Below are 23,389 nucleotides of genomic sequence, written 5' to 3' on the forward strand. Positions count from 1 at the left end.
GCAGCGGGCCGGCGTGGCAAAGGTGCCGCGACCGGCCCGTTGGCTTTTGAATGAACGATGGATTTCTCGCGGGTTGCGGCACTTCACACGCTACGCCCCTCCCCTGGCGCTCCGCCTTCTTGTCGATTCCCGGCGCTCGCTGCCCTGCATTCAGCTGCATTCAGTAGTCCGTTCCCGGCATGCGTGCCGCATCGCCGCATTTCGGCAAATTACGGTCGTATTTCACCAGGCTAATGCATTATGCATTTACATCTCATATTGCAAAGGCCAGATTCGCACCCTATCGTTCGACGAAACGAGTTTTGTCTGAATTTAGCGCTCGCCATATGAAACAAGAATACATATATCGAGGCTGCATGAATCTGCATTTTTTACACCGCAGCTCTAAAGCATTACGTAAGAAACGCCGATAACAAAGCATTCGTCACACCGGAGACCGACCATGAGCAGCATCACCGAGCCGAGCGGGAATTCAGGCTCAGCACCATTCTTTTCCAAACAGGCCACCGTTGCGAAGCCGGGGTTTTCGCGCTGGATGGTTCCGCCCGCAGCGCTCGCCGTCCACCTTTGTATCGGTCAGGCGTATGCCTTTTCCGTGTTCAACGGTCCACTGACCAAAGTCATCGGCATTACGCAATCCGCCGCTGACGACTGGTCGCTGACGTCGCTCGGCTGGATCTTTTCGCTGGCGATCGTGTTCCTGGGTTTGTCGGCGGCGTTTGCCGGCAAGTGGCTCGAACATGTCGGGCCGCGCCGCACGATGTTTACCGCCGCGTGCTGCTTCGGCGGCGGCTTTCTGATTTCCGCGCTGGGCGTGTACCTGCATCAGATCGTGTTGCTCTATCTCGGCTACGGCGTGATCGGCGGGATCGGACTCGGCCTCGGTTATGTGTCGCCGGTGTCCACGTTGATCCGCTGGTTTCCGGACCGTCGCGGCATGGCGACCGGCATGGCGATCATGGGCTTCGGCGGCGGCGCGATGATTGCCGCGCCGTTGTCGGTGGCGTTGATGAACCACTTCCGCAGCGCGACCAGCATCGGCGTGGCCGAGACCTTCGTCGTGCTCGGCATTGCGTACTTCATCTCGATGTCGATCGGCGCACTCGCGATCCGCGTGCCGCCGGCGGACTGGAAGCCGGCCGGCTGGACGCCGCCCGCGACCAGCCAGAAGAAGATGATTTCGCGTAACCACGTGCACATCGATCAGGCGTTGAAGACGCCGCAGTTCTATCTGATCTGGCTGGTGCTGTTCCTGAACGTGACGGCCGGCATCGGCATTCTCGGCCAGGCGTCGGTGATGATTCAGGAGAGCTTCAAGGACACGGTAACGGCGGCCGCGGCGGCCGGCTTCGTCGGCCTGCTCTCGCTGTTCAACATGGGCGGCCGTTTCGTGTGGGCCTCGGCTTCGGACTGGATCGGCCGCAAGAACACCTACTTCATCTTTTTCGCGCTCGGCGCCGTGCTGTACTACCTCGTGCCCGGCTTTGCCGCGTCCGGCCAGATCGCCCTGTTCGTGCTCGCGTACTGCGTGATCCTGTCGATGTACGGCGGCGGCTTCGCAACGGTGCCTGCATATCTCGCGGACATGTTCGGCACGGCGTTCGTCGGCGGTATTCACGGACGCCTGCTGACCGCCTGGGCCGCGGCGGGTGTGGCGGGCCCCGTGCTGGTGAATTACATCCGCGCGTATGAAGTGGCGCACGGCGTTGCCAAGGCCGATGCCTACACGATGACGATCCACATCATGGTTGTGCTGCTGGTGATCGGTTTCGTTTGCAACCTGCTGGTCAAGCGTGTCGACGACAAGCACCACATGACCGACGCACAACTCGCCAAAGGCGCCTAAGGAGACTCGCATGTCGACCGTTCAAGCCGTTCATCCGACCAACAAGCTCAAGCTCGCCGTCTTCTGGCTGTATGTGATGGTGCCGCTGGCATGGGGCGTGTTCAACACGCTCTCGCAGGCAACGAAGCTGTTCAAGTAAGTATCGCGCCACCCCGCACGATCGAACGTGCGGGGTGGGCGAAAAGCTTGTCGACGCGTGCGCGAACTGCGCGCGCGCCTACCCTCCTTGCCCGGCTACCACTGGTACGCCGCGCCGGCGCCGACTGTCGTCGTGGCAGAACTGATGCCTGCTCCGAGCTTCACCTTGAGGCTCTGCGTCACGCGCGCCGACAAACCGACCGCGACCGCCTGATAGCCCTTATAGCCGGCCGTCCCGACACCGATCGCAAGGTTCTTGTTCGCATCGACCTCCGGAACCATCGTCAACGCAATCGCCGACGCCGTGCCCGAATACGCATGGCGCGCGATATCGTTCATACCGCCCTGGAACTGCTGCATATTCACGGCGTCGCCCGGCGCTTGTCCCGCTGCGACGTTGGTAATGCGGCGCTCGTTGCCTGCCGAGCCAACAGAGACCGTGTTCACCTGGTCGGCGACGGAGCCTTCGCCGATCGCCACCGAGTTCGGCGCACTCGCTTTTGCACCGCCGCCAATCGCCACGGTGCTGTTGCCGATCGCCTGGGCCGAACTGCCTGAACTGTTGACGGCGACATAGGAATTGCCGGTGGCCTGAGTGTTCTTCACCGCCTGACCGAGGTCGCCGATCTGCTGACCGAGGCTGCCAATCTGCTGATTGGTGCTCCAGAGTTGCGCGCCGGTGACCGCGTCGGTGCTGGTGGCGGACACTTCGCCATCCTGCAGGTTGGTGAGCGTGACCTTCGGCGCATTGGCCGCCGTGCCGCCGAGCGTGATCTTGTCGTGCACGGAACTGTCGTACTGGACGGCGTTCGCCACCGAGCCGCCGATGTTGTTGATCGTGGTTTGCAGCCCGGCAATGTCGCTGGTGTTCTGGGTCACGCGGCCGTCCAGATTGCTGATCGCGCTGCCAACGTTGTTCACCACCGTGCCGCCCACGCTGTACGACGGCGCCGACACCGAGCCGTCCGGATTGACCGTCGCGCCGCCGCCGAGCGCCACCGCCGTGCTCGCCGCGTGCGTATGGAGCTGCGCCCCGTTGATCGCATCGGTACTGGCGGTATTGACCGCACCAGGCGCCACGCCGGTGAGCACCCGGTTGCCCGCCGTGCCGGCTACGTTGATCAGACTGCCGTCCGTCGTCGCGCCGACGTTGATGATGCGCGACACAGGATCTTGCGTGACGATGCCGATCCCGCCGGCCTCCATGTTTTGCTGCAACGTGGTGAGCCCGCTGTCGAGCGAGCCGAGCGCGTCGCCGACATTGCTTTGCGTGCCGCCCTGCATGTGATAGGTGGGACCGGTCAACGAGCCGTCGGCGTTGATCTGCGCGCCGCCGCCGAACGCAGCCACGATCGGTTTGACCTGGCCGACATTGACTGCGGAGGTATCCGTGGTACCCGCCGCGACGCCGGTCAATTCGCGTGCACCGCTCGTGCCCGTGAAATCGACGCGGGCGCCGTCCCGGTCTTTGGCCACCGTCAGATTGCGCGATACCGGATCCTGCTGGACAAGGCCGATTTCGCCATTCGTGATCTGGTTCGTGATGTTGCTCACATCGCCTTCGATCGTCGAGGTGCGCGCATCGAGGTTGGTGATCTGCGTGGTGTTATTCGTGACGCGCTGATCGAGGTTGGTAATCCGCGTGGTGTTATCCGTGACGCGCTGATCGAGGTTGGTGATGCTGCCGGTGTTCGCGGCGATGTCGCTGGTATTCTGCGCCACCGCCTGGTTGGTCGCGAACAGTTGCGAGCCGTTCACGGCGTCCAGGCTGTCGGCCGCCAGTCCCCCGGCCCGTATGTTGGTAATCCGCACCGGCGTGCCGAGCTGACCGAAGGTCACGCTGTCGTGCGCCGTCGAATCGTATTGGACCGCATCCGCCGTCGCCGCAGCGCCCGTGATGGCCAGCGCGGACAGCGCCGAGCCGACGTCGCTATAGGTCGCGCCTCCAACGGTGTACGCAGGTTTGGTGATCTTCCCGTCACCGGCAACGTCCGCACCGCCGCCGAGCCCGGCCAGCGCGCCTTTCAACTGCGCGATATTGACGGCGTCATGGCTCTGGATACCCGCAGCGACATTCACAACCTGACGTTGCAGCGTGCCGTTGCCCACCGAAATCACATTAGCCCGTTCGGCCGACGAATCCGCACCCAGCGCGACAGAGTCCGCGGCGGTGGCGCTCGCGCCGGAACCGAGCGCAATCGCCCTGCTTGCCACGGTGGCAATGAATGCGTTGCTGCCCGCTGCAATGGAATCCTCAGCGTTGGTCTGAACGTTCGTGCCGATGGCAAGCGCGTTGGCATTCTGCACCTTGGCGAGATAACCGATCGCCACGCCGTTGTCAGCGATGAAATTGGTCGTGGCACCGGCGCCCACAACCGTTGAATTCACCGCCAGCGCCCCCGCCGCCGAACCCACCGCAGTGGAATTGTTCAGCGCTGCTCCCGAACTCGCGCCGACCGCCAGCGAGCCGTCGCCCAAGGCGGTCGCTCCAACACCGACCGCCATGGCGTTCTCGCCATAGAGTGCCGTCGTCGTCAAACCTGGCGTAATCACCGGACTAACAGCGATGTACTGGGTCACCGGCACATCGTCTGGTGGAGCCACGGCGCCCGCACCCAACAATGCGGACGTGCTTGCCGTCGAGGCAAGTGACTGCGGGACTGCCGCCAGCAAGCTGGCCTCCGTTCCCGCAGGCTCGTTGATGATCGCATTGAGCGGCTTCTTCGGTGCGATGTCATTCAGCACGGACGCCGGACGCAACGTTCCAGCCGCCGCTCTGCAATCGCCATTGCTCACCTCGCATTCTTCAGCCGATGCCGGCAGCGAAAACGCCAATACCCCCAGCAATCCCGCGCCGACGGCCACCCGCGCACCACATGCCGATGCGCCCCTCGCGCCACGGCTCTTCCGCACCTCGGACGCCGCGACGTACGTGCGGGTCGTTCTGTTCCAAACAGTCTTGTAAGTCTTATTCAACATTCCTCCCAATCTCTTTATCGAAATACAGTCACCAAGATTATTCTTAAGACATCCTAAATATTTAACTTGGACGCGGAAGAACTTAAGAATGCTCGGCACGCTCACTGACTGGCAAACACGTCAGTCTTCAGTTTGCCGTCGGTTCAGGAGACAGCAGATATACATAGTTAACTCACACGCCAAAAAACTTGCGCGTTCCCATGGCCGCCAAACGCGACGCCCATAGTGTGCACTCCGCCTCCAAAACGGCGAATACGAAAACTCCTAAAAGTGATTTTTTAGCTTGAATAAGCACAACCGGCATACCCCGTTTAGGACGCAATGTGCCAAACGTCTTAAATCAACGGGGATGTTTTTAGGCCGTGTTAAGGCGCGCTCTCAAGGCGTCTTATTTAACGCGTCTTAAACAGGGGGATGGGCATTGAGTTCACGACGCGACACCGTGCGTGACACGGGCAACAAGCGGGAAAAGTCAGCGAGCGGTCTGATGCCGCTCGCCGCGGTAGACACGACCAGGCGTCGGAACGCTTCACGCAGGAGAAAATCAACGAGAGTTAAAACACGTTCCCGCAGCCCGCGCAAACACGTCGCCGCCGCTTCAGATCTTCTCGAACAGCACGTCCTGTGCGCCTTCCCACAGCACCTTGGTGCCGAGTTCGCGCAGCTTTTCCTTGCCTTCGACGATAGTCAGGAAGTGATTGCCCGCGAGTTGGCCCATCTTGCTGGCGAAGCAGCACGAACCGTACGCGAGAATGATCTCCGTTTCGCTATAGCCGCCAGGATAGAACAGGATGTCGCCAACCGACGGATGGCTCGTGTGATTTTCGAAGCCGACTGCCGCGCCGTCGTTCTCGAGCTTGAAGTCGCCGAGCGGCACCCAGCAGCCCTCGCCGCTCCAGCGCACGTGGATGATCTTCTGACGGTATGGCAGCAGCTTCAGAAACGCAGCCACGGTTTCCGGCGCATCAGGATGGGTTTCGGCGGTAAAGACGTGGCCGCAGGAGGTGATTCGAAGTCGGGTCATCGCTAGGTATCCGGTGTGACGGGTTGAGTGAAAAGGTCGGTCAGGCGCCGGCTGGGGTCAAGCCGTCGGCGCAACATTCTGTCGGCCGGTGCAATGCTTCGACAGATACAGTTGCCGCGCAACGGGTCAGGCCAGTTAGTTAGGTGATGGCGGAGAACGCGCATCGCGCCCGCCGCCGCCCGCCCAGTGCGCCTCGCCGCGCGCTATCGCAACCCAGCTGGCGCAATGATTGCAGGCCGCTCCATACTTCACCGCGCATCGAACCAACGGCTTCAATACTGGCCGGAACAGCACCGAGGCTGGCCCATGCCAGGCTTATCCTCGATCGCGCCACGAAACTTCGTAGTTTGCAAGCCGCGCAATGCGCAGCAAACTGCGAAAAGTGCGTGATTGCCGTTTTCGGCGTTTTATCAAACCTTGCCTTCGACAACCCACCGCGACCGGCCTCGCTACACTGTGCCACGCGGCAACCGGGCATTCTCGCGCAGCATGGCAGCCAGGCATGACCAGGCATGCTGCGGCCGGACTGACGAATCCCGTGTGCCGTCAACCGCCGGCATGCCGCCAGGGCATCGCATGGTGGCGAGCCGCCCGCACGATCCAGCCGCGCAACCTGACGCTTAGCCGCGCAGCCGGTAGGCAAGCGGCGTCACGCCGTAGCCACGCTTGAACTGCACGGAGAAATGACTGGCGTTCTCGAAACCAACCGCAAGCGCGATTTGCAACACCGGCTGATCGGTGGCGCGCAGCAGTCTCGCGGCCTCCTCGAGCCGCAAACGCGTGACGAACTGATGGGGCGTTTCACCGGTTTCGCGGCGGAACACGCGCGCGAAGTGAAAGCTGCTTAACCCGGCCTGTGCGGCCAGTTCGCTGATGGCCAGATCGGCGGCAAGGTTGGCGCGAATGTAATCGGTTACACGGCGAATGCGGCGTGGCACCAGGCGCTCGGGGTGCGGCGGCAAGCCGGCCTCGGCGTGACGGCCACGCGAGTAATGTTGCAACAGATGAGCGGCGAGCGCGTGAGCCAGCGCATCGACATAGAGCCGCGAGTCGGCCGGGTCGGCTGCGGCGCGATGCAATGCGTCAAGCATCCCGGCGATCAAGGGGTCGTGAAACTGCATCGCGTCGCCCAGCGACAGTTCGCGCGAGCCACCCAGTTCCATCTGGTCGGCGACGCTGTCGATCAGGCTGCGCTCCAGGTGCAAATGAACGGTCGACAGCGGCTCATCGCTGATCGAACGCCAGCGCCACGAGATCGGCACGGGAGGCACGAACCAGACGTCGCCCATGCGCAGGTCGGCGCTCTCCCAGCGTCCGTTGAGGTTGCGCTCGAGGTGTTCGGCGCCGCTGCCGAGCGTCATCAGCGTGACGTCCTGCAGGCCGGGCGCCTCCAGCAGTTCCTGCTCGTCAGGTTCGAGATACGAGCGCAACACCAGGTGCCGCCACGGGCGATCCACGCTCGACACCAGTTTTTGTCCCGCCATATAGCGGTCGTAGGCAAGCGTTGTTGTCAGCTTTGGAATTTTTGCCATCACGTCTCTTTCTGGGAGGTCCTCTATGCACATGAACAAACCCTGTCGTATCCGCGTCGCCGGTTAGAGGTCAGCGCAAGATCTCAAAAATGATAGCAAGGAACCGGCTACCGTAATATTTGGAAATAGTTAATCATCCAGGTTGTCGTCCATCACGCGTTTCGAACGCCGGAGCTACCGTTTCATGGAACACGAATGCGATACGCTGCCGCATTGGCTGACCGGCTCGCCGCAAGGCGAGGCCAGCCACGTGTCGGCGGCATACAACTCAGCGGTTACCGCACAACCGGCTTACCCGGCCGGCACGCGGCAACTCGAGAATTCAGCCCACGCGGCTGAAGCATCCAGAACATCAACCCGCATGGCGTCAGGCATATCGGCTGGCGGTTTCCTGACTCTTTTCACTGAAGAGGAGATCGGCACGCCCTCGCCCGCCGCACGGCGCGCCGCGCCGGTAATCAGTCCGCTGGTGCAATTTGGCAGTGCGCAGGACCGCATCGAATTCGTGCGGCGGCGCATCAAACAACTCGGCTTCGACTCGTTCAGCTATTCGGCCACGCGCACCACCGCGCATCACAAGTCGATGTTCGTGCTGACCAGCTACGAGTCGCAGACATGGCTCACGCGCTATTTCCGCGAGCGTTATTTCGAGCTCGATCCGCGCGTCGCGCTGGCGTCGCCGACCGGTATGCCGTTCCTCTGGAACACCGCCGACATGCGCGCCGATCTGCCGCGCGCGCAGATGCGCAGCGAGCGGCTCGGCGGGCTGATCGACCTGCTGGAGGCCACGGGCCGCAAAAGCGGGATTCTCACGCGGATGCCGCTGCCCGAGCCGGAACTGAGCGCGAGCCTGTGCTTCAACTCGGAGATCGGCAACCCGCGCTGGATGACGGAATCGATCGTGGCCGAAACGCTGATGTTCGCGCACACGATCCACGAATTCATCTGGACGCACGCGAAAAGCGTGATCGGGATCGCACCCGAGCAGCAGCAGCGTGTCGCGCTGAGCGAATTGCAGCATGCGGTGTTGAAGGCCGTCGTGCAGGGGCAGCGCGACAAGGAAATCGCTTACTTCCTCGGGCTGTCGCCGCATAACGTCGACTACCACTTGCGGCGCCTGCGGCAATTGTTCAACGTGCGCAATCGCGTGCAGCTGATCAACGTGGCGCAGGGGTATGTGACGTAGGAGAGCGATGAGCGCATGCTGCGGCCGGCGTCTGTGTCAAGCCGGCCGCATGCATGCCGATCATCGGATTCGATTCCGGTATCGCACCGTGCAAAGCGATAGCGAAGGCGGCGCGCCAAGCGGTTTGATTGGCGGCCGGCCCATACGACATGTGCCCGGGCGTCGGCCGCATGATGTCGAACCGGCGGCAAGCCGGTTCGCATCGAGGCGCTTAGCTCTTGAGCCGGTACCCGGTCTTGAAGATCCAAGCAACGATCACGAGAAACACCGCCAGAAACAGCGCGGTCATCCCGAGGCTGACACCGACATCCACGTCAGCGAGGCCATAAAAGCTCCAGCGAAAACCGCTCACCAGATAAACGATCGGATTGAACAACGTCACGACCTTCCAGAACGGCGGCAGCATATTGACCGCATAGAAACTGCCGCCGAGAAACGTGAGCGGCGTGATGATGAGGAGCGGTACGAGTTGCAATTTCTCGAAGCTATCCGCCCAGATGCCGATGATGAAACCGAGCAGACTGAACGTCACCGCGGTCAGCACCAGAAACAGAATCATCCAGAACGGATGCTGCACCTGCAGCGGTACGAACAGGCCGGCGGTCGCCAGGATGATCAACCCGAGCAGAATCGATTTGGTGGCGGCCGCGCCCACATAGCTCACTACGATCTCGAGATACGACACCGGCGCCGACAGCAACTCGTAGATCGTGCCGGTGAAGCGCGGAAAGTAAATCCCGAACGATGCATTCGAAATGCTTTGCGACAGGAGCGACAGCATGATCAGCCCCGGCACGATGAACGCGCCGTAACTGATGCCGTCCACTTCCTTGATGCGCGAACCGATGGCCGCGCCGAACACGACGAAGTAAAGCGAAGTCGAGATCACCGGCGCGATGATGCTCTGCATCAGCGTGCGCCAGGTGCGCGCCATCTCGAACTTATAGATCGCGCGGATTGCGTAGAAATTCATGGGTTACCTCGGAGCAGACTGACGAAGATGTCTTCGAGCGAACTTTGGGTCGTGTGCAGGTCCTTGAAGCGAATGCCGGCATCGTCGAGCGCCTTGAGCAGCGCGATGATGTCCGTGCGCCCGCCCTCGCCCTCATACGTGTAGATCAACTCGTTGCCGCCCTTGCCGACATCCAGCCCATAACCGTCCAGCGCCGACGGCACCTCCGCGAGCGAACTCTCCAGTTGCAGCGTCAACTGCTTCTTGCCGAGTTTGCGCATCAACTCCGTCTTCTCTTCCACGAGCATGATCTCGCCCGCATTGATCACGCCGATGCGGTCAGCCATTTCCTCCGCTTCGTCGATATAGTGCGTGGTGAGAATGATCGTCACACCGTTTGCCGTAAGCGAGCGCACCAGCTTCCACATATCGCGGCGCAACTCGACGTCGACACCGGCCGTGGGCTCGTCGAGAAACAGCACGCGCGGTTCGTGCGAGAGCGCCTTGGCAATCAGCACGCGGCGCTTCATGCCGCCCGACAGCGTGATGATCTTGCTATCGCGCTTTTCCCACAGCGACAGATCGCGCAAGATCTTCTCGATGTACGCGGGGTTTTTCGGCTTGCCGAATAGTCCGCGGCTGAACGAGACAGTCGCCCAGACGGTTTCGAACGAGTCGGTGGTGAGTTCCTGCGGCACCAGGCCGATCAGCGAGCGTGCGCCGCGATAGTCCGCCGCGATGTCGCGGCCGTCCACCGTCACGCTGCCGACGCTCGCATTCACAATGCCGCAGATGATGCTGATGAGGGTGGTTTTGCCCGCCCCGTTGGGCCCAAGCAAGGCGAAGATTTCTCCGCGATTGATCGCCAGATTGATGTTTTTGAGTGCATGAAAACCCGTGGCGTAGGTTTTCGACAGATTCGTGACCGAGACGATTGGCTGCATGGATTCGACGATGGCAGACACCGGTATTGGATTAAAAGGGGGCGGGGCGATTACGCCGCCGCACCCGCAATGTAAATGAAAGTGGGAAAGCGTGCAGCGCAACCCCGAGATGCCCGAGGCGCGGATAGACCGAATCAGGGTTCGTCAGCGAGGCGTGTCGGCCTTTCAGGGCCGGCCGGGGTTCTTGCCGGACAGTCTGGATCCTGTCACGGTTCGGCGCACGCGAAACTGCTGGCGAGATTCACATTGCCCTTGCCGCCATAGCGGGGAAACAGCGGGTAACGGCACAGCGGACGCGAGCGCCCGTTGGTCGCGGCCGCGATATCCGTAGCGGTCAACGTTTCGGGCGATACGCCGCGCGTCACCCAATTGTCGAGCGCACCCAGCAAATCCACCGAGGGGATGAACACGCCGCTGCCGTGCTGAAAACCCGGCACCATGTAAAGCCGCATGAACGCATTGACCTGGTCGATGCCGAAACGATCGATCAGCGCTTCGTAGTAGGCGATCGTCTGGTTCGGGCTGATGACTTCGTCGGCGAGACCCTGCAACGTGATGAGCTTGCCGCCCCGCGCGATGTAGCGGGCCAGATCGGGGTTCATCGCGCCGATCGTCTGCGACAGCGCGACGAGCTGTTCGCGGTATTTGCCTGGATGCAGCGGGTCGAACCTGAGGGAGTCGAACCCGGCATCCCGAGTCACGAAATAGCGGATGTAGCCGTCACCCTGCGCGAACAGATAGCCGTTGGCAAAGAAGGTCGGCACCGGCAAGCGCCCGGCTTGATGCCCCAGCCCGAGCAGGCCGGTCAGACGGGTGCCCTGAAAGGTGTTGTAGCCGCGATAACCGCTGACGTTCCACGCCAGCCTGTAGGGCAACGACAAGCCGTCGCTCATCGCCTGCAAGGTGGAGAGCTGTGCGTCGGTGAGGCACTCGTCATGCGAGGGAGCCCGTCCGGTGCAGCGCAACGAGGCGATGATTTCCGCTTCGTGTTTCCGGCATCCGCCGACATCGCTGACGATGCCGTCCGCCGCGCCATCGAGCCGGTCGCAGACCGCGAGCGTGCGTTGATACACGCGCTCGAGCAATAGCGGGGGAATGAAACCGCCCGGTGTCGCGTATTCCGCCTGACCGAGCTTGACGCCCATCAAACGCACACCGGAAAAATTGAGCGCGGGCGAATTGGCGATCACGCCGTCGTAGTCGTCGGGATAGCGCTGCATCACCGTGTAGCCTTCGCGGCCGCCCGTCGAGCCGCCGGCGAAATACATTCGTTGCGGCGGCCGGTCGTATGCGCGTGCAATGAGCGCGAGCGCGGCGTCGTGCGTTTTCTTCAGATGCGCATAGCCGAAATTGGTCACCGCCTCATCCACGAGGCCGAACATCGCCAGCGACGAATCGCCCACATGCCCCGAGTCGTCGCCGAAGGTCGCATAGCCTTGCGCGAGCGGTGCGCGATCCGGAGAGAACGGCATCACGCCCGTACCGCTCACCACCACGCCGTTATAGCCTCCGCCGCCGATCTGCAACGCGCGGCCGTTCCAGCGGCGCGGCAGATTCAGGTCGAAGCGGATATCGGGCGTGCTGGCCTTGAGCGCCTTGATGCGCCCGGTGATACGGCAATATTCGCCGCCTTGCTGATTGCCGGGCGCCGTGGCCGCCACCATCGTCGCAGTTTCGATCTGCACGCCGGCCGTGGGCAAGGCGATCAGTTCGGGGGGCAACACCGCGCCGGCGAATTCCGCGCAGCGCATGGCAAGCGGCGCGTCCTTGGGCGCGGCGCATGCCGGTGAGGCGTTCGTCAGCCATAGCGCGGCGCCGGCCATCGTGACGACCGTGCGCGAATGCCGCGCAGAAAGCACATGGCGCACACGCGCCCTCATCCGTAGCGCGCGCCGTTGACCGCCGTGCGCGCCTGCTGCCCTTTCCAGTCGTTCCAGCCGCGCGCGATCATCAGCACCGCGCCGATGGCGACCAGATCGCCGCCGAGTCCGACCAACGTACCGCGAAAACCATGGAACATATGCGGCGTTGCCGTATCGACGAGCAACGACACCAGCGTGCCGGCGACGAAACACACGAGCCCGGTCCGGCCGACCGTCACCACGGCCGGCAGCCGCTGTGCGAGCCATGCGATGCTGCCCATGCGCACGAACCGTGCGGCGAGCCAGGCGATGACGATGAAGTTGATCACGCGTTCCACGGAAAGGTTCTGTTTAAGCACGCCGGGTAGCGGCTGCGTCAGCACAAAGAGTTTGACGATGGCGAACGCCAGCACCGCAACCACCGCGGCACGCGTGAACCAGCGCGCCGTGAGAGAGGCATGAAAGCGCTCGCCGATGGGTTGCATCCGGCACAGAATACCCAGCACGAACATCAGTTGCCAGGCAAACGGATTAAAAGCCCAGTCGGCCATGTCGTCAATGCTGAATAGTACGGCCAGCGGCCGGGCGAGCGCCCAGACCGCCACGCTCAAGCCCAGCGCCGCGAGCGACGACCGGCGCGCCAGCGGCACCACGAACGGTACGCATAGCGCAAAGATCACATACATGGGCAGCACGCTCGACAGATACGGCTGGCGCCGCAGCACGGCAATATCCAACGCTTCGCGCAGCGGCTGAACCGCGAACGGCTGCCAGCCGGTCAGGTCGACCATCGGCTGGTTCAGATGCAATAGCGCGAGGACGGCGCCGGACAGCAGCGTCAAGACGGCCGTCAATAGATAGGCGCGGTAAATCTCCCAGCAGCGCCTGACGAAGCGCATCTTCGCCGCACGCTCGCCGCGGCCCGCGAGTACCGTCGCATACGCTGCCGCCGACGCATAACCGCCGAGGAACACGAACACTTCCGCGGAGTCGCACAGCGCATAGGCGTGCAACATCACATGAGAAAGCGTGCTACCGGGAATATGGTCCAGCACGATAACGAGCAACACGACGCCGCGGAAGAAATCCACTTCGATCGAGCGTCCGCGGCGGGTGTCCATTCAGGTTCTCGTAAGATGGCGCATGTGCGCAATGCAACGTGAAAAGCGGTCACACACCGATGTTCTCAGTAGGAACTCCATGAGAATAAAACGTTCCCGCCGATACCGTGCGTTGCCTCCGCGCGCGCTGACAACCGCCCTTTAAATCCATTCGGTGTGCCAGCAATCTGAAAATCGGATGTCGGCCTGCAGTAATACTGCGTCGTCACGCCCCGATTGATGGAAAGTCTTGCGGCAAGTTTTGCGGCTTTTAATACGTCGGACACCGACGCGATCGGTAAAGGCCACTGAAAATAATCACCGATTGCGATACGCGATTTTTTTCGCTTTTTTTCATCGTAGGATGGATTCATGCAGGCCCGTCGGACATCCCACGCTTCGCGCGATGCCTCCCTCGACGGCGACCACTCATGTGGACCGGACACGCTGCCGGGCTGATCCTCGATCTCCTGGCTGGCTGAGCGTCATTGCAGCGCCTTCCGATTGCCGTTGCTGGCCGTGCCGTCACCGATGCACTCCGGTCCTTCCACTCTCGTCCCGAACGGCAGCGCCTCGCGCGCCGCCTTTGCACTGGAAGACAATCACATGAACAACAGGATTGCCGGCTTCGACGGATTGCGCGCGATTGCAGTCCTGATGGTTTTTTTTCAACACCGTTTATTCGGAGACGTCGGTGAGATTGGCCACCTTGGCGTGTGGATATTCTTCGCACTGAGCGGCTTTCTGATTATCGGTATTTTGTCCGCTCAACGCGCGCGCATCGAAAGAAACGGCAGCCGGTTTGGTGTGGAACTAAAGCGCTTTCTGTTTCGCCGCACGTTGCGCATTTTCCCGATTTACTACCTGATGCTGGTGGTGATGTGCGTGCTGATGGCGCTCGGGATAGCGAGCCCCGAGCTGGCGAGCGGCATGCCGTTTCATTTCGCGTATCTCTCGAATGTCTGGATCGGCTCTGTGCTGCATTACTGGCCGGGACGTTACTCGCATCTCTGGAGTCTCGCGATCGAAGAGCAGTTTTATCTCGTGTTCGCGCCGCTATTGTTGCTGGTTGCGGTGCGGCGGCATCGCACGGTGTGTCTTGCGATCGTCGCCGTGGGACTGGTTTCGCTGCTGGCGATGCGCGCGGCACAGTGGCAGGAAATCACGATCTATACGCATCCGCTGACCAACTTCTGGCTGCTGGCCTTGGGCGGGATGGGCGGCCTGATGATCGCCGGGAAAGAAAGCCGCTTGCGAATCGCACTTGGGCATGGCGGGACGCTGTTCGCGCTGGGCGTTTTCGTCGTGGCGTTCTGTGCGGCCGAGCCCGTGTGGAGTCAGTTGGACAGTTCGCTTGCCTTCACGATGGTCAGCGCCTTGTATGGCCTCTCTGTCGCGGCGCTGGTGTGTTCGATTGCGTGCTGCCGCAACGCGACCGCGATCGGCCTGCTCGAGACCGGCTGGCTGGTGAACTTCGGGCGTATCAGCTACGGCTTTTATCTCTATCACAATCTGATTCCCGACCTGACCCGCAACCACCGCGCCACGGCATTCTTCGGCGGCACCGTGCCGCTGTGGGCGCATGTCGCCGGAATTGTCGCGTCGCTCCTGATTTCGCTGACGTTGGCCGTGCTGTCCTGGCGGTTGATCGAAGCACCGATTCTCCGCTTGAAAACGCGGCGCGCGCCGGTGGACATTGCAAGTCCAATGGCCGCGCAAACGACCGCTACCTTCGCCGCCCGCAACGGGCGTGCGTTGAGAGATGAAAGCACCGCTTCAGACGCCGTTTGAAGGGACCGCGCATTACGTTCTGCCTTCATGCGGCTTGAGTAAGGGCGCGGTATCATGCGGCCTCACCTGGCCGGCTGTCATGGCAATTCACTCGAGAACTGTCGCGGTCCGACTACCCAACCGCCCGAGCGAGCGCCCGGCGAGGACGACACTTTCGTGGCCATCCCCGGCCGGTCGCTCGGCCAAGTCCGGAGGTGCCTGTTGCCCCCCAAACCTCCGATGGACAAGCTGCCCAACGGTTTCACAGCTGAGCGGCGAACCTCTTTGAGCCCATCCGCATCATTGCCGCCCTCTCAGGTCCTTCTTTTTTATTGCCGGCACCTTGTGGCACCGGTCTGCTCTCCCGCCACTACCCCCGATCCTCGCAACCCTTCCCTACAAAAGATCCGAACTCAGGCAGCGGTACGCCGCCTCAGCTTCATCTGCGCGTAGCTCCCGAGCCGGTCGAGAAGCTTGATGAGACGTTTGCGCTGGCTGGCAATCAACTCGTGCGTCTCTTCCAGCGCGCGAATACGCTTTTCCCAGTACTCGTGATCTAGCGGGACCAACACGCCAACCGCGTCCCCACGCGTCACGTACTGAACCATGTTCTCAAGATGCTCCAACTGGCCATCCACCAGACTGGCCGGACGCCGCCCGCCTCGCTGGGCAGTAGGTTGCCTGTTCGTGCCGCTCATCTTTCGATACCCCGTCAATTGGCCAACCGCAAAAACCGAGCCTTGCGCCCATTGCGCCGCGATTACCGATCGGCGCTGTTTTTGTGCGCAGTTGCGATTCCAGAGCGGGCCCTGTTATAACCGGATGGACGGCGCCGCCGATGAAAGCGATCTGCATCTAATCATCCGACGATACCGCAGGATTTTTGTTAGGCTTGTCCATCCGTCTCAGTTCCGGGCGACGGTGTGTTAAATAGTCGGTTACCGCCGCCACACCACCAGAACCGCATTCTTCGTTCGCAGCAACCGATCCATGAATCAGCGCACCTTGCCGCCACACCTGGCCGCTGCAGCCGCAGCCGAATCGCGCTCCGTCATTTCCACGAGCCGCTTCAGCACGAACGCGTTCGCAACCAACGAGCAATTTCTGGCGTGGCGCCAGCGTGTGGGGCATGTGGTCGACGCGCCGCCGTCGAAGGAGCGGATCGTCAGCGGGTTTCGCGGCGAGATCGATCTTTATGCCGTCGGCGGCATGGTGTTTACGGACTGCAGCACGGACGCGATGCTGCTGGAACGGTCGGTCGCGCGCGTATCCACAGACTCGCGGCGCGACTACGTCTTTCAACTGTTCGTGGAAGGCGAAGTCGGCCACGTGACAGGCATGCGCAAGAAACGCAGCGCGCCGGGCTCGGTGCGGGGCATCGTTGCGTTCGACCTGAACCAGCCGTTTCGCGCCGAGCGGCCCGAATGCCGGCTTCTGAGCCTGTTCGTACCGTCCTCGATCGTGGACGAGGAACTGCGCGACGCCACAGCGATTCACGGCCGCGTCGTCCAACAGGGTGCGCCGCTGACCGGCCTCGTGCTGGACCATCTGGCGGCAGTCGCCCGGGAAATCCCCAAGCTCGATCCAGTCAGCGCGGCGGAGGCATTGCATGCCGGCGCGCAACTGCTGATCGCCGCCTTCCGCAAGGAGACGCGGCTGACGGGCGCGAGCCGGGCGGCGATGCAGGCTGCCGTAATGGGCCAGGTGCGCCGCTACGTCGAAGCCAACCTGCACCAGAGCGACCTCACGCCGACCAGCGTAGTTCAGGCGTTGCAGCTGAAACGCGCCACCATCTATCGCTGGTTCGAGCACGACGGCGGGCTCGGCGCCTATATCCGCAATCGCCGGTTACGGGAAGCGGCGGACGAACTGGTCCGTTTCCCGCATCTTCAGGTGACGGAAATCGCCTACGGACTCGGTTTCCAGAGCGCGTCCGATTTCACTCGCGCGTTTCGCCGCGCCTTCGACATGAGTCCGCAGGATATGCGGGCGCGCGCTTTGGACCTGCAGCACCGCGGTGCGAGAGAGCGCTGGGCGAGCGTTTAAGCCGGCGGCTGCGAAGCACCGGCAAGGCACGCAGCGGGCGCCTCTGCCTCGGGAAATGCCTTCAACGCGGCCAGCGTCACCAGGGTCGCGGCTATCAGATACCACGCCGGGACCATCGGATCGCCCGTCCGGTTGATCAGCCACGTTACGAGGAACGGCGAAAATCCGCCGAACAGAACAACGCCCAGGCTGTAAATCACCGCAAGTCCGGCCGCGCGCCGATGCGCCGGAAACGCCTCCATCATCAGCACCGAACTCGGGCCGGCATTGTTGACCGCAAGCGCCACATATCCCGTGATGACGACGAGCGCGGCGACGTCGCCCACGCCGTGGGTCAGCGCCCAGAATGCCGGCCACGCAGCCGCCAGCGACGCCACGAGTGCCGCGTACTGCAACGTCTTGCGGCTCGCGAAACGGTCGGCCGCGCGCGCCACGAGCGGCGTCACCACCAGGATCACGAGGCCCGACAGGCAGGCCGTCAAAAGGCTGATTGCAGCCGGCCGATGCAGCGTACGAACCAGGTAAGCCGGCATATAGAAAACCGTGACGTAGATGCCCACCGAAGGCGCCGCCATCATCAGGAGACCGCAGACGAAGGGACGCGGGTGCTCCATGAAGATGCGCCTCGGGCTGAGTCGCGCACGCTGCAGCGGCTCGCCCGCCGGCATCCGGCGACGCAAATACCAGCCGACCGGTCCGATCAGCCCGCCCAGCACGAACGGAATGCGCCATCCCCAGTCATGCATGGCGGCGGGCGACAGCAGCGCCGTCGTGCCTGCCCCGACCAGCGCGGCGGCGAAGGCGGCCGCGCCCTGGCTCGCGCCGCGCCAGCTCACCATGAAGCAGCGGTGCCGGTAGGCAACCGATTCCATCAGCGAGGCCGACGCCGGCCCGATTTCACCGCCCGCGGCGAGTCCCTGCATCAGGCGCGCGAGCACCATCAACACCGTCGCGGCAGGACCGATCGACGCATAGCCCGGCAGGCACGCAATCAGCCACGTGCCAAGGGTCATCAGCGTGAGCGATACCGTGAGGCCGGCTTTGCGGCCGCGGCTGTCGGCGATGTGGCCGATCATGAGCGCGCCGAGCGGACGCATCACGAAGCCCGCGCCAAAGGTGCCGAGCGAGAGCAGCAGCGACGACGCGGGATTGCTCGATGGAAAGAACAGATTGCCGATGATGACTGCGGAAAAGCTGTAGACGGTGAAGTCGTACGCCACGAAGCCGTTGCCGATAACAATTGCCGTAACGAGTCGCCGGAGTTCGGCGCGGGACGGTTGGGCCGCTTTGCGGGCAGCAGTTTGCATGGATTGCGCTCGACGGGGGAGCGTCGAGATATTCAGGAGATGGGCAGAATGGCAGTGAAGCTATTTTCTTTAACGGCGCACAGAGACGCAACTTTACACTGCGCACGCAATGTTCGCGCTTACGTGACCAGCGGGTGGTGTCATTGCCGGATGCGAGGAAAGCGTGTGAGCGCGCTGCTACACTTGCACACCGCTCACTTTCCGAAGAATCCTCGCCACCCGGCACCGTGCTGAGCGCAATCCCGCGAGCGTCGCGCGGCACATTCTTCGGCTGACACACACTGCACGTCATGCTTCGATTCGAGAACCTCAGCAAACGCTATAGCGAACGCATCATCTTTCAGGGGCTGCACTACGACACGGCGGCGGGATGCGTGGCGCTCAACGATGAATCCGGCAGCGGCAAATCGACGTTGCTGGGCATCCTCGCCGGCACGATCGAGCCCGACGCCGGAGACGTATGGCTTGGCGGCCATTCACTACGCACCGCGCCGCACGAGGCGAAATCCGTGCTCACGTATGTGCCCGAAGATTGCATGACCTATCCGGAGCAGACAGGCCGTGAGTATCTGGCGCGCGTGGCGTCGGAGAGAAAGACAACCGTCGGCAGCCACGCGCTCGATCTGGCGCACCGCTTCGGACTCGACCCGCATCTCGACAAGCGCTTCGAACAGATGTCGTTTGGCACGCGCAAGAAAATTTTTCTGACGGGAGCTGTACTCGGTGAGACCAAAGTGGTGATCGCGGATGAACCGGCCGGCGGACTCGACGCCTCGGCGCGCGGGGTTCTGGTCGAGCTGTTTAAAACGCTGGCCGAAACCCGCACGGTCTTTTTCTCGAGCTACGACGCGGCTTTTACGCAAGCATGCGAAGCGAAAACCGTCGGTTTTGCGGACTTGGGGATGCGCGGCTAGAACGCTTGTGCGCTTGTGCGCTTAGGCACTCAGGCACTCAGGCACTCAGGCACTCAGGCACTCAGGCACTCAGGCGCTTAGACGCTTAGACGCTTAGGCAAGTCAACACGCCGTGCCTTCGGGCGTCACTGATAGCTCATCGTGAAAGTGGCGAGACCCTTCACCGTGCCCGGCCCCACCGTGCCGGTCGAGATGTATTGCGCGGTCAACGGAATGCGAGTCGTGCTTGCCGAGGCACCGACCAGCCACTGATTCGGATTGCCCGCCACCGCCGAATCCGGCCCGTAGCTGACTGCCGTTCCACCACTATTGAGCACGCGTAACGAGACACCGGTCGCGGTCGACCCGCTCGCAAGCGTCAGATTGCTGGTCGTATTGCCGGGCGTGGTCGCGTCGGTCAGCGTCACGTAGACATTCGCGCCGGCCTGGCACGAGAGTCCGATGCTGAGATTCGTGTTGCCGACTGTCGTGCCGACGGGGCTCAATGCACTCGCATTGACGGTTGGCAGCGTGACGCTAACCGATGGCGTGGTGACCGTGCAGGTGGTCGCAACGATCGACGTGTTGTTGACCGAAATCGTCACCAGGGCCGGCGACGTTACGTTCACCGGAATATTGTGGCTGACCAGGGTGAACAACTGCGGGATGTTCACAGCGCCACCCGTCGTCACCTGCGCGGCGGTCTTGACCAGCTGATAGGTGAACGTGAAGCTGCCCTGGAACGCAGCCGTCGTCGTGATCGGTGCGCCGAAATCCCCCCAACCGCCGACATTCAGCGTAGACAGCGTCTTGTTGCCATACGTAACGTCTACAACCTTGATGCCGATGCCGGCGATTCCCGTATTCCACACGCCCGCAACCGGGCTGCCCGTCAGTTGCGGATAGTACTGGATATACCAGCCGTTGTTGTACGGCGGCACCGTGCCGGGATTCGACGGGCAGTTGACCGACACGGTCGAAGACTGCACCGGCCCAATTGCCGTGCCGACCGGTGTGTCGCGCGGCACGGTGAGCGTGCCGAAGCTGATCGCCGCCGAGCCGGTAATCGTGCATTGCAACGCTGCGCGAGCGGGTGCGCTGGCCATCAGGCCGGCACATCCTGTAGCGAATAGCATCAGGATGCCGAAGCATTCTCGTACGGCTCTGAAAAATAGAGCTATCTTCATTGCGCATTTCCTCCAGCGGCCGCGCTCGCCGCTTCCTGGTTCGCCGCGCCGCACACGGCATCGATATGCGCGTACGCGCCGCGATCCTCGCGCTTCGGCGGCAACTGATAACCGAAGGCACACCGTTCATCCGCGGCATCGCCCCACTTCACGGTAAGCGCGCCCCCGTCGGCCACGCCGCGCACGAAGATCCGGCTGTTCTGACCGATCGCGCCGACACTCTGCCCCTTCGCGTCGTAGACCGTCGCGCCGAATGGCAACGGCGCGCCGTTCGGCAAGCGTGCCGAGATCACCGCCGCCCTGCCGGTCACCGTGCCGAAGTGAATCATCACCACCGAGTTGGCACGTGGCGCCACCTGCTGGCTGGTCGACTTGAATTCGACGTCGAGCGGGATTCCCTTCGGATCGATTTCGACCGTGTTCAGGCTGTACGGCGTCAGATACGGAATCACCGCATAACCTAAGCTGTCGACACGCACGCCGGACGAATTAGTGATGCGGGCACCCTTCGCGTCTTTCGCCTCGACCACTCCGATCGTGTCGCCCAGATCGTTGGCGAAGCTCACGCCACCCGGATGCGCGACGATCGCGCCGGTCACACCCGCCGACACTTGCGAGTAGCCGGAGCCACCGCTTGCGCTCGCCGCCAGCGTCGCGTACGGACTGCGGTACTGGGCGTTCACGCCGCCGGTACTCGAGCCCGGTGCATGGTTCGCCGTCACGCCATAGGTGAATTCGTTGTCCACGCCCGCCGAGCCGTTCAGCATCGCCTGCCCGGACGAACCGCTCTGATTGCTATGCGTGAAGCTGGTCGACAGGGTTGGCGCATGCTGGCCGGCGCCGAGCGGAATCGAAACACTCGCGAAGAGCTGGTTATTCATCTGCCCGGTCAGACCGTCACGCTGTCTCGACAACGACACGTTGTAGCTGAAGTTGGTGCCGAGCGCGCGCAGCACGTTGTTGTAACCGATCTGGAATTGCGTGGTGGTGCCGCCGCGATTCCAGTAGTCGAGCGTGGAGCCGACCACATAGGCATTGCCCCAGCCGTTGCCGAAGGTCTGATTCATCGTCAGTTGGATCTGATTGCGCTGGCGGTCGACCGCGCTCGGGTCCTGTCCCCCGGCAACCGCGTTGCGCGCCAGCATGGCGTCGCGCAACGCCCAAAAGCCGCTCGACGAATAGCGATAAGCGGCAACCGTGAAATTCGTATTGGTGGCCGGCACCAGCTTGCTATAGCTGATCCGCACGCTCTGGCCGGTGGTGTTGGTCACGCCGCGAATGTTGGCGCGTGCCTCGGTCACGTCCAATGCGACCGCGCCCAACGGCGTGTTGACCGCCGCGCCGAGCAGCCCCGCGAGATAGCCGTCCGCAACGATCGTCCCCGCGTAGCCGGTGATGACGTTGTTGAAACCATGCTGAACCGTTCCCTGAAGAAGGTTGTCATGCTGGTTGACCTGCGCATCGCGAAGCTGGCCCGCAGCCACATTGAAACGCGTGATGCCCGGCCGCAGCAGTTGCGCGACCGACGCATAGGGCACCGAGAAACTGTGCTGACTGCCGTCGGCCTCCGTGACCGTGACGAGCAGGTTGCCGCCGTAGCCGGTGGCGTACAGATCGTTGATCTCGAATGCGCCCGGTGCGACGGTCGTCTCGTACAGCTTGTTGCCGTTCTGCGTGACGCTCACGCGCGCATTGGTCAGCGCTATGCCACGAATCAGCGGTGCATAGCCGCGCAGCGAGTCCGGCAACATGCGGTCGTCGCTCGCAAGTTCGACGCCGCGAATGCCGATGCTGTCGAACACGGCGCCATCCGTAAAAGCATCGCCGAGCGTCAACTGGCTGCGAATCGACGGCAGATCGTGCTGCACGTAGGTCGCGATGTTCTGATACGTACGCGGTCCGTTCGACTGCCACGTCAGCGCGGAATTCTGCCGGAAGTGCCAACTGCCGACATTGACGCCACTGTTGAGGCCGAGATAGGTCTGTGTATTTGACGACCCCGCGGAGCCCGAACCCGTCACGCGAAACGAATTCAGGTTGTAGCCCAAGGTGGCCGAAGTCACGCCTTCGTCCCAGAACTCGGAGCTCACATAGCCCTGCGGATTGCGCAGCAGCGCCGCCTGCGGAATGCTCAGATCGAGCCGCAGATCGGACAGGTCGAAAGCTTGCGACGCACCGTCTACTAGATCGGCGAGGTTCGCGCACTCCCCCGCCTGGGCTTTCGCGAGTTCGGCTCGGCCCTTGTCCGACAGTGTCGAATAGTCCAGACCGAGGCGCTCGATCAGCGCCTTGCTGAAACACGGCACGGCGTTCCCCGCACCTTCACGTGCCGCGAAACGCAGCGTGTCGTGACCGACCCAGTTTCCGTTCACGTAGAGATCGACCGTGTACTCGCCGGGTTGCACGGGATTGCCACGCGCGAAACGCGACACGTCGACGCTTTGGCCCTTCGGTTTCATCAGAAACTCGCTGTTGAACTGCACGTCGGCGAGCATCGTGGATTCGGCGAACGCGGGCGTCGCCCCCCAGGCGGCCAGCGCGCCGAGCATCACCGCATGGCTGCGCCTGAGCGCGAACCAGGTTCCGGCTCGCGGCCGCGAAGAATATTCCCGGGTGCGCATGA

At 62.6% G+C, this 23,389-nt stretch carries 18 protein-coding genes; 6 read left to right on the forward strand and 12 right to left on the reverse strand.

The features are described from left to right. Nucleotides 1-442 precede the first annotated feature (442 nt). Nucleotides 443-1,846 carry an L-lactate MFS transporter gene (locus DSC91_RS09845; RefSeq protein ID WP_115777947.1) on the forward strand — a complete coding sequence of 468 codons (1,404 nt, stop codon included), beginning with the start codon at nt 443-445 and terminating at the stop codon, nt 1,844-1,846. A 10-nt stretch (nt 1,847-1,856) separates the two neighbouring features. Then, nucleotides 1,857-1,985 carry an MFS transporter small subunit gene (locus DSC91_RS09850; protein WP_115777948.1) on the forward strand — a complete coding sequence of 43 codons (129 nt, stop codon included), beginning with the start codon at nt 1,857-1,859 and terminating at the stop codon, nt 1,983-1,985. A 95-nt stretch (nt 1,986-2,080) separates the two neighbouring features. Here DSC91_RS09850 and DSC91_RS09855 read toward each other — a convergent pair whose 3' ends face one another. The 3 genes from DSC91_RS09855 to DSC91_RS09865 form a co-directional block, all read right to left on the reverse strand. Further along, entirely contained in the window at nt 2,081-4,963 is a 2,883-nt protein-coding gene (locus DSC91_RS09855) for a YadA-like family protein (RefSeq protein WP_115777949.1), read from the reverse strand. Nucleotides 4,964-5,561: 598 nt separating this feature from the next. Further along, on the reverse strand, nt 5,562-5,987 hold the full coding sequence (locus DSC91_RS09860; RefSeq protein ID WP_074288243.1) for a DUF3830 family protein: 426 nt from the start codon (nt 5,985-5,987) through the stop codon (nt 5,562-5,564). Between the two features lie 620 nt (nt 5,988-6,607). Then, on the reverse strand, nt 6,608-7,519 hold the full coding sequence (locus DSC91_RS09865; protein ID WP_115777950.1) for an AraC family transcriptional regulator: 912 nt from the start codon (nt 7,517-7,519) through the stop codon (nt 6,608-6,610). A gap of 184 nt (nt 7,520-7,703) precedes the next feature. On the opposite strand from DSC91_RS09865, the gene DSC91_RS09870 reads away from it, so the two are divergent. Then, nucleotides 7,704-8,705: a helix-turn-helix transcriptional regulator gene (locus DSC91_RS09870; RefSeq protein ID WP_115779778.1), complete on the forward strand. Its 1,002-nt coding sequence runs from the start codon at nt 7,704-7,706 to the stop codon at nt 8,703-8,705. A gap of 211 nt (nt 8,706-8,916) precedes the next feature. On the opposite strand, the gene DSC91_RS09875 is transcribed toward DSC91_RS09870, so the two are convergent. From DSC91_RS09875 to DSC91_RS37395, 5 genes are all read right to left on the reverse strand, one after another. Continuing rightward, complete coding sequence (locus tag DSC91_RS09875; protein ID WP_115777951.1) at nt 8,917-9,678, reverse strand: ABC transporter permease; 762 nt, start codon at nt 9,676-9,678, stop codon at nt 8,917-8,919. Next, nucleotides 9,675-10,601: an ABC transporter ATP-binding protein gene (locus DSC91_RS09880; protein WP_115777952.1), complete on the reverse strand. Its 927-nt coding sequence runs from the start codon at nt 10,599-10,601 to the stop codon at nt 9,675-9,677. Before DSC91_RS09880 ends, DSC91_RS09875 begins: the two co-directional genes overlap by 4 nt. A 206-nt stretch (nt 10,602-10,807) precedes the next feature. Continuing rightward, nucleotides 10,808-12,424, reverse strand: a complete 1,617-nt coding sequence (locus DSC91_RS09885; protein WP_229758192.1) for a tannase/feruloyl esterase family alpha/beta hydrolase — start codon at nt 12,422-12,424, stop codon at nt 10,808-10,810. A 53-nt stretch (nt 12,425-12,477) separates the two neighbouring features. Beyond that, a complete protein-coding gene (locus DSC91_RS09890) occupies nt 12,478-13,584 on the reverse strand; it encodes an OpgC domain-containing protein (protein ID WP_115777954.1) in 1,107 nt (368 codons plus the stop codon). A gap of 65 nt (nt 13,585-13,649) precedes the next feature. Then, nucleotides 13,650-13,937 carry a hypothetical protein gene (locus DSC91_RS37395; protein WP_162831355.1) on the reverse strand — a complete coding sequence of 96 codons (288 nt, stop codon included), beginning with the start codon at nt 13,935-13,937 and terminating at the stop codon, nt 13,650-13,652. 232 nt (nt 13,938-14,169) lie between these two features. Between DSC91_RS37395 and DSC91_RS09895 the strand changes: the two genes are divergently transcribed. Continuing rightward, nucleotides 14,170-15,354, forward strand: coding sequence for an acyltransferase family protein (locus DSC91_RS09895; protein ID WP_115779779.1), 1,185 nt, complete (start codon nt 14,170-14,172; stop codon nt 15,352-15,354). A gap of 392 nt (nt 15,355-15,746) precedes the next feature. Here the strand turns inward: DSC91_RS09895 and DSC91_RS09900 are convergent, their stop codons facing one another. Further along, on the reverse strand, nt 15,747-16,031 hold the full coding sequence (locus DSC91_RS09900) for a hypothetical protein (protein ID WP_115777955.1): 285 nt from the start codon (nt 16,029-16,031) through the stop codon (nt 15,747-15,749). A gap of 292 nt (nt 16,032-16,323) precedes the next feature. Here DSC91_RS09900 and DSC91_RS09905 point away from each other — a divergent pair, with 292 nt between their 5' ends. Then, nucleotides 16,324-17,379 carry an AraC family transcriptional regulator gene (locus tag DSC91_RS09905; RefSeq protein WP_115777956.1) on the forward strand — a complete coding sequence of 352 codons (1,056 nt, stop codon included), beginning with the start codon at nt 16,324-16,326 and terminating at the stop codon, nt 17,377-17,379. On the opposite strand, the gene DSC91_RS09910 is transcribed toward DSC91_RS09905, so the two are convergent. After that, a complete protein-coding gene (locus DSC91_RS09910; protein WP_115777957.1) occupies nt 17,376-18,686 on the reverse strand; it encodes an MFS transporter in 1,311 nt (436 codons plus the stop codon). The two genes, DSC91_RS09905 and DSC91_RS09910, sit on opposite strands and share 4 nt — an antisense overlap. A 290-nt stretch (nt 18,687-18,976) precedes the next feature. On the opposite strand from DSC91_RS09910, the gene DSC91_RS09915 reads away from it, so the two are divergent. Next, the gene (locus DSC91_RS09915) at nt 18,977-19,600 is read left to right on the forward strand and encodes an ABC transporter ATP-binding protein (protein ID WP_115777958.1); all 624 of its coding nucleotides are present in this window, start codon (nt 18,977-18,979) and stop codon (nt 19,598-19,600) included. A 125-nt stretch (nt 19,601-19,725) separates the two neighbouring features. Here DSC91_RS09915 and DSC91_RS09920 read toward each other — a convergent pair whose 3' ends face one another. Together DSC91_RS09920 and DSC91_RS09925 are read right to left on the reverse strand one after the other, a co-directional pair. Continuing rightward, the gene (locus DSC91_RS09920) at nt 19,726-20,685 is read right to left on the reverse strand and encodes a fimbrial protein (RefSeq protein WP_162831356.1); all 960 of its coding nucleotides are present in this window, start codon (nt 20,683-20,685) and stop codon (nt 19,726-19,728) included. A gap of 77 nt (nt 20,686-20,762) precedes the next feature. Beyond that, nucleotides 20,763-23,387: a fimbria/pilus outer membrane usher protein gene (locus DSC91_RS09925; RefSeq protein WP_115777960.1), complete on the reverse strand. Its 2,625-nt coding sequence runs from the start codon at nt 23,385-23,387 to the stop codon at nt 20,763-20,765. Nucleotides 23,388-23,389: the final 2 nt, after the last annotated feature.

It is taken from the genome of Paraburkholderia caffeinilytica (assembly GCF_003368325.1).
Classification (GTDB): Bacteria; Pseudomonadota; Gammaproteobacteria; order Burkholderiales; family Burkholderiaceae; genus Paraburkholderia; species Paraburkholderia caffeinilytica.

What these genes read in the sequence shown, in the direction of transcription:
- DSC91_RS09900 (WP_115777955.1), bottom strand. Translation starts at nt 16,031, where the DNA reads ATGAGCGGCACGAACAGGCAACCTACTGCCCAGCGAGGCGGGCGGCGT.
- DSC91_RS09880 (WP_115777952.1), bottom strand. Translation starts at nt 10,601, where the DNA reads ATGCAGCCAATCGTCTCGGTCACGAATCTGTCGAAAACCTACGCCACG.
- DSC91_RS09905 (WP_115777956.1), top strand. Translation starts at nt 16,324, where the DNA reads ATGAATCAGCGCACCTTGCCGCCACACCTGGCCGCTGCAGCCGCAGCC.
- DSC91_RS09850 (WP_115777948.1), top strand. Translation starts at nt 1,857, where the DNA reads ATGTCGACCGTTCAAGCCGTTCATCCGACCAACAAGCTCAAGCTCGCC.
- DSC91_RS09855 (WP_115777949.1), bottom strand. Translation starts at nt 4,963, where the DNA reads ATGTTGAATAAGACTTACAAGACTGTTTGGAACAGAACGACCCGCACG.
- DSC91_RS09895 (WP_115779779.1), top strand. Translation starts at nt 14,170, where the DNA reads ATGAACAACAGGATTGCCGGCTTCGACGGATTGCGCGCGATTGCAGTC.
- DSC91_RS09890 (WP_115777954.1), bottom strand. Translation starts at nt 13,584, where the DNA reads ATGGACACCCGCCGCGGACGCTCGATCGAAGTGGATTTCTTCCGCGGC.
- DSC91_RS09860 (WP_074288243.1), bottom strand. Translation starts at nt 5,987, where the DNA reads ATGACCCGACTTCGAATCACCTCCTGCGGCCACGTCTTTACCGCCGAA.
- DSC91_RS09875 (WP_115777951.1), bottom strand. Translation starts at nt 9,678, where the DNA reads ATGAATTTCTACGCAATCCGCGCGATCTATAAGTTCGAGATGGCGCGC.
- DSC91_RS09885 (WP_229758192.1), bottom strand. Translation starts at nt 12,424, where the DNA reads ATGGCCGGCGCCGCGCTATGGCTGACGAACGCCTCACCGGCATGCGCC.
- DSC91_RS37395 (WP_162831355.1), bottom strand. Translation starts at nt 13,937, where the DNA reads ATGAATCCATCCTACGATGAAAAAAAGCGAAAAAAATCGCGTATCGCA.
- DSC91_RS09920 (WP_162831356.1), bottom strand. Translation starts at nt 20,685, where the DNA reads ATGGCCAGCGCACCCGCTCGCGCAGCGTTGCAATGCACGATTACCGGC.
- DSC91_RS09915 (WP_115777958.1), top strand. Translation starts at nt 18,977, where the DNA reads ATGCTTCGATTCGAGAACCTCAGCAAACGCTATAGCGAACGCATCATC.
- DSC91_RS09925 (WP_115777960.1), bottom strand. Translation starts at nt 23,387, where the DNA reads ATGCGCACCCGGGAATATTCTTCGCGGCCGCGAGCCGGAACCTGGTTC.
- DSC91_RS09910 (WP_115777957.1), bottom strand. Translation starts at nt 18,686, where the DNA reads ATGCAAACTGCTGCCCGCAAAGCGGCCCAACCGTCCCGCGCCGAACTC.
- DSC91_RS09870 (WP_115779778.1), top strand. Translation starts at nt 7,704, where the DNA reads ATGGAACACGAATGCGATACGCTGCCGCATTGGCTGACCGGCTCGCCG.
- DSC91_RS09865 (WP_115777950.1), bottom strand. Translation starts at nt 7,519, where the DNA reads ATGGCAAAAATTCCAAAGCTGACAACAACGCTTGCCTACGACCGCTAT.
- DSC91_RS09845 (WP_115777947.1), top strand. Translation starts at nt 443, where the DNA reads ATGAGCAGCATCACCGAGCCGAGCGGGAATTCAGGCTCAGCACCATTC.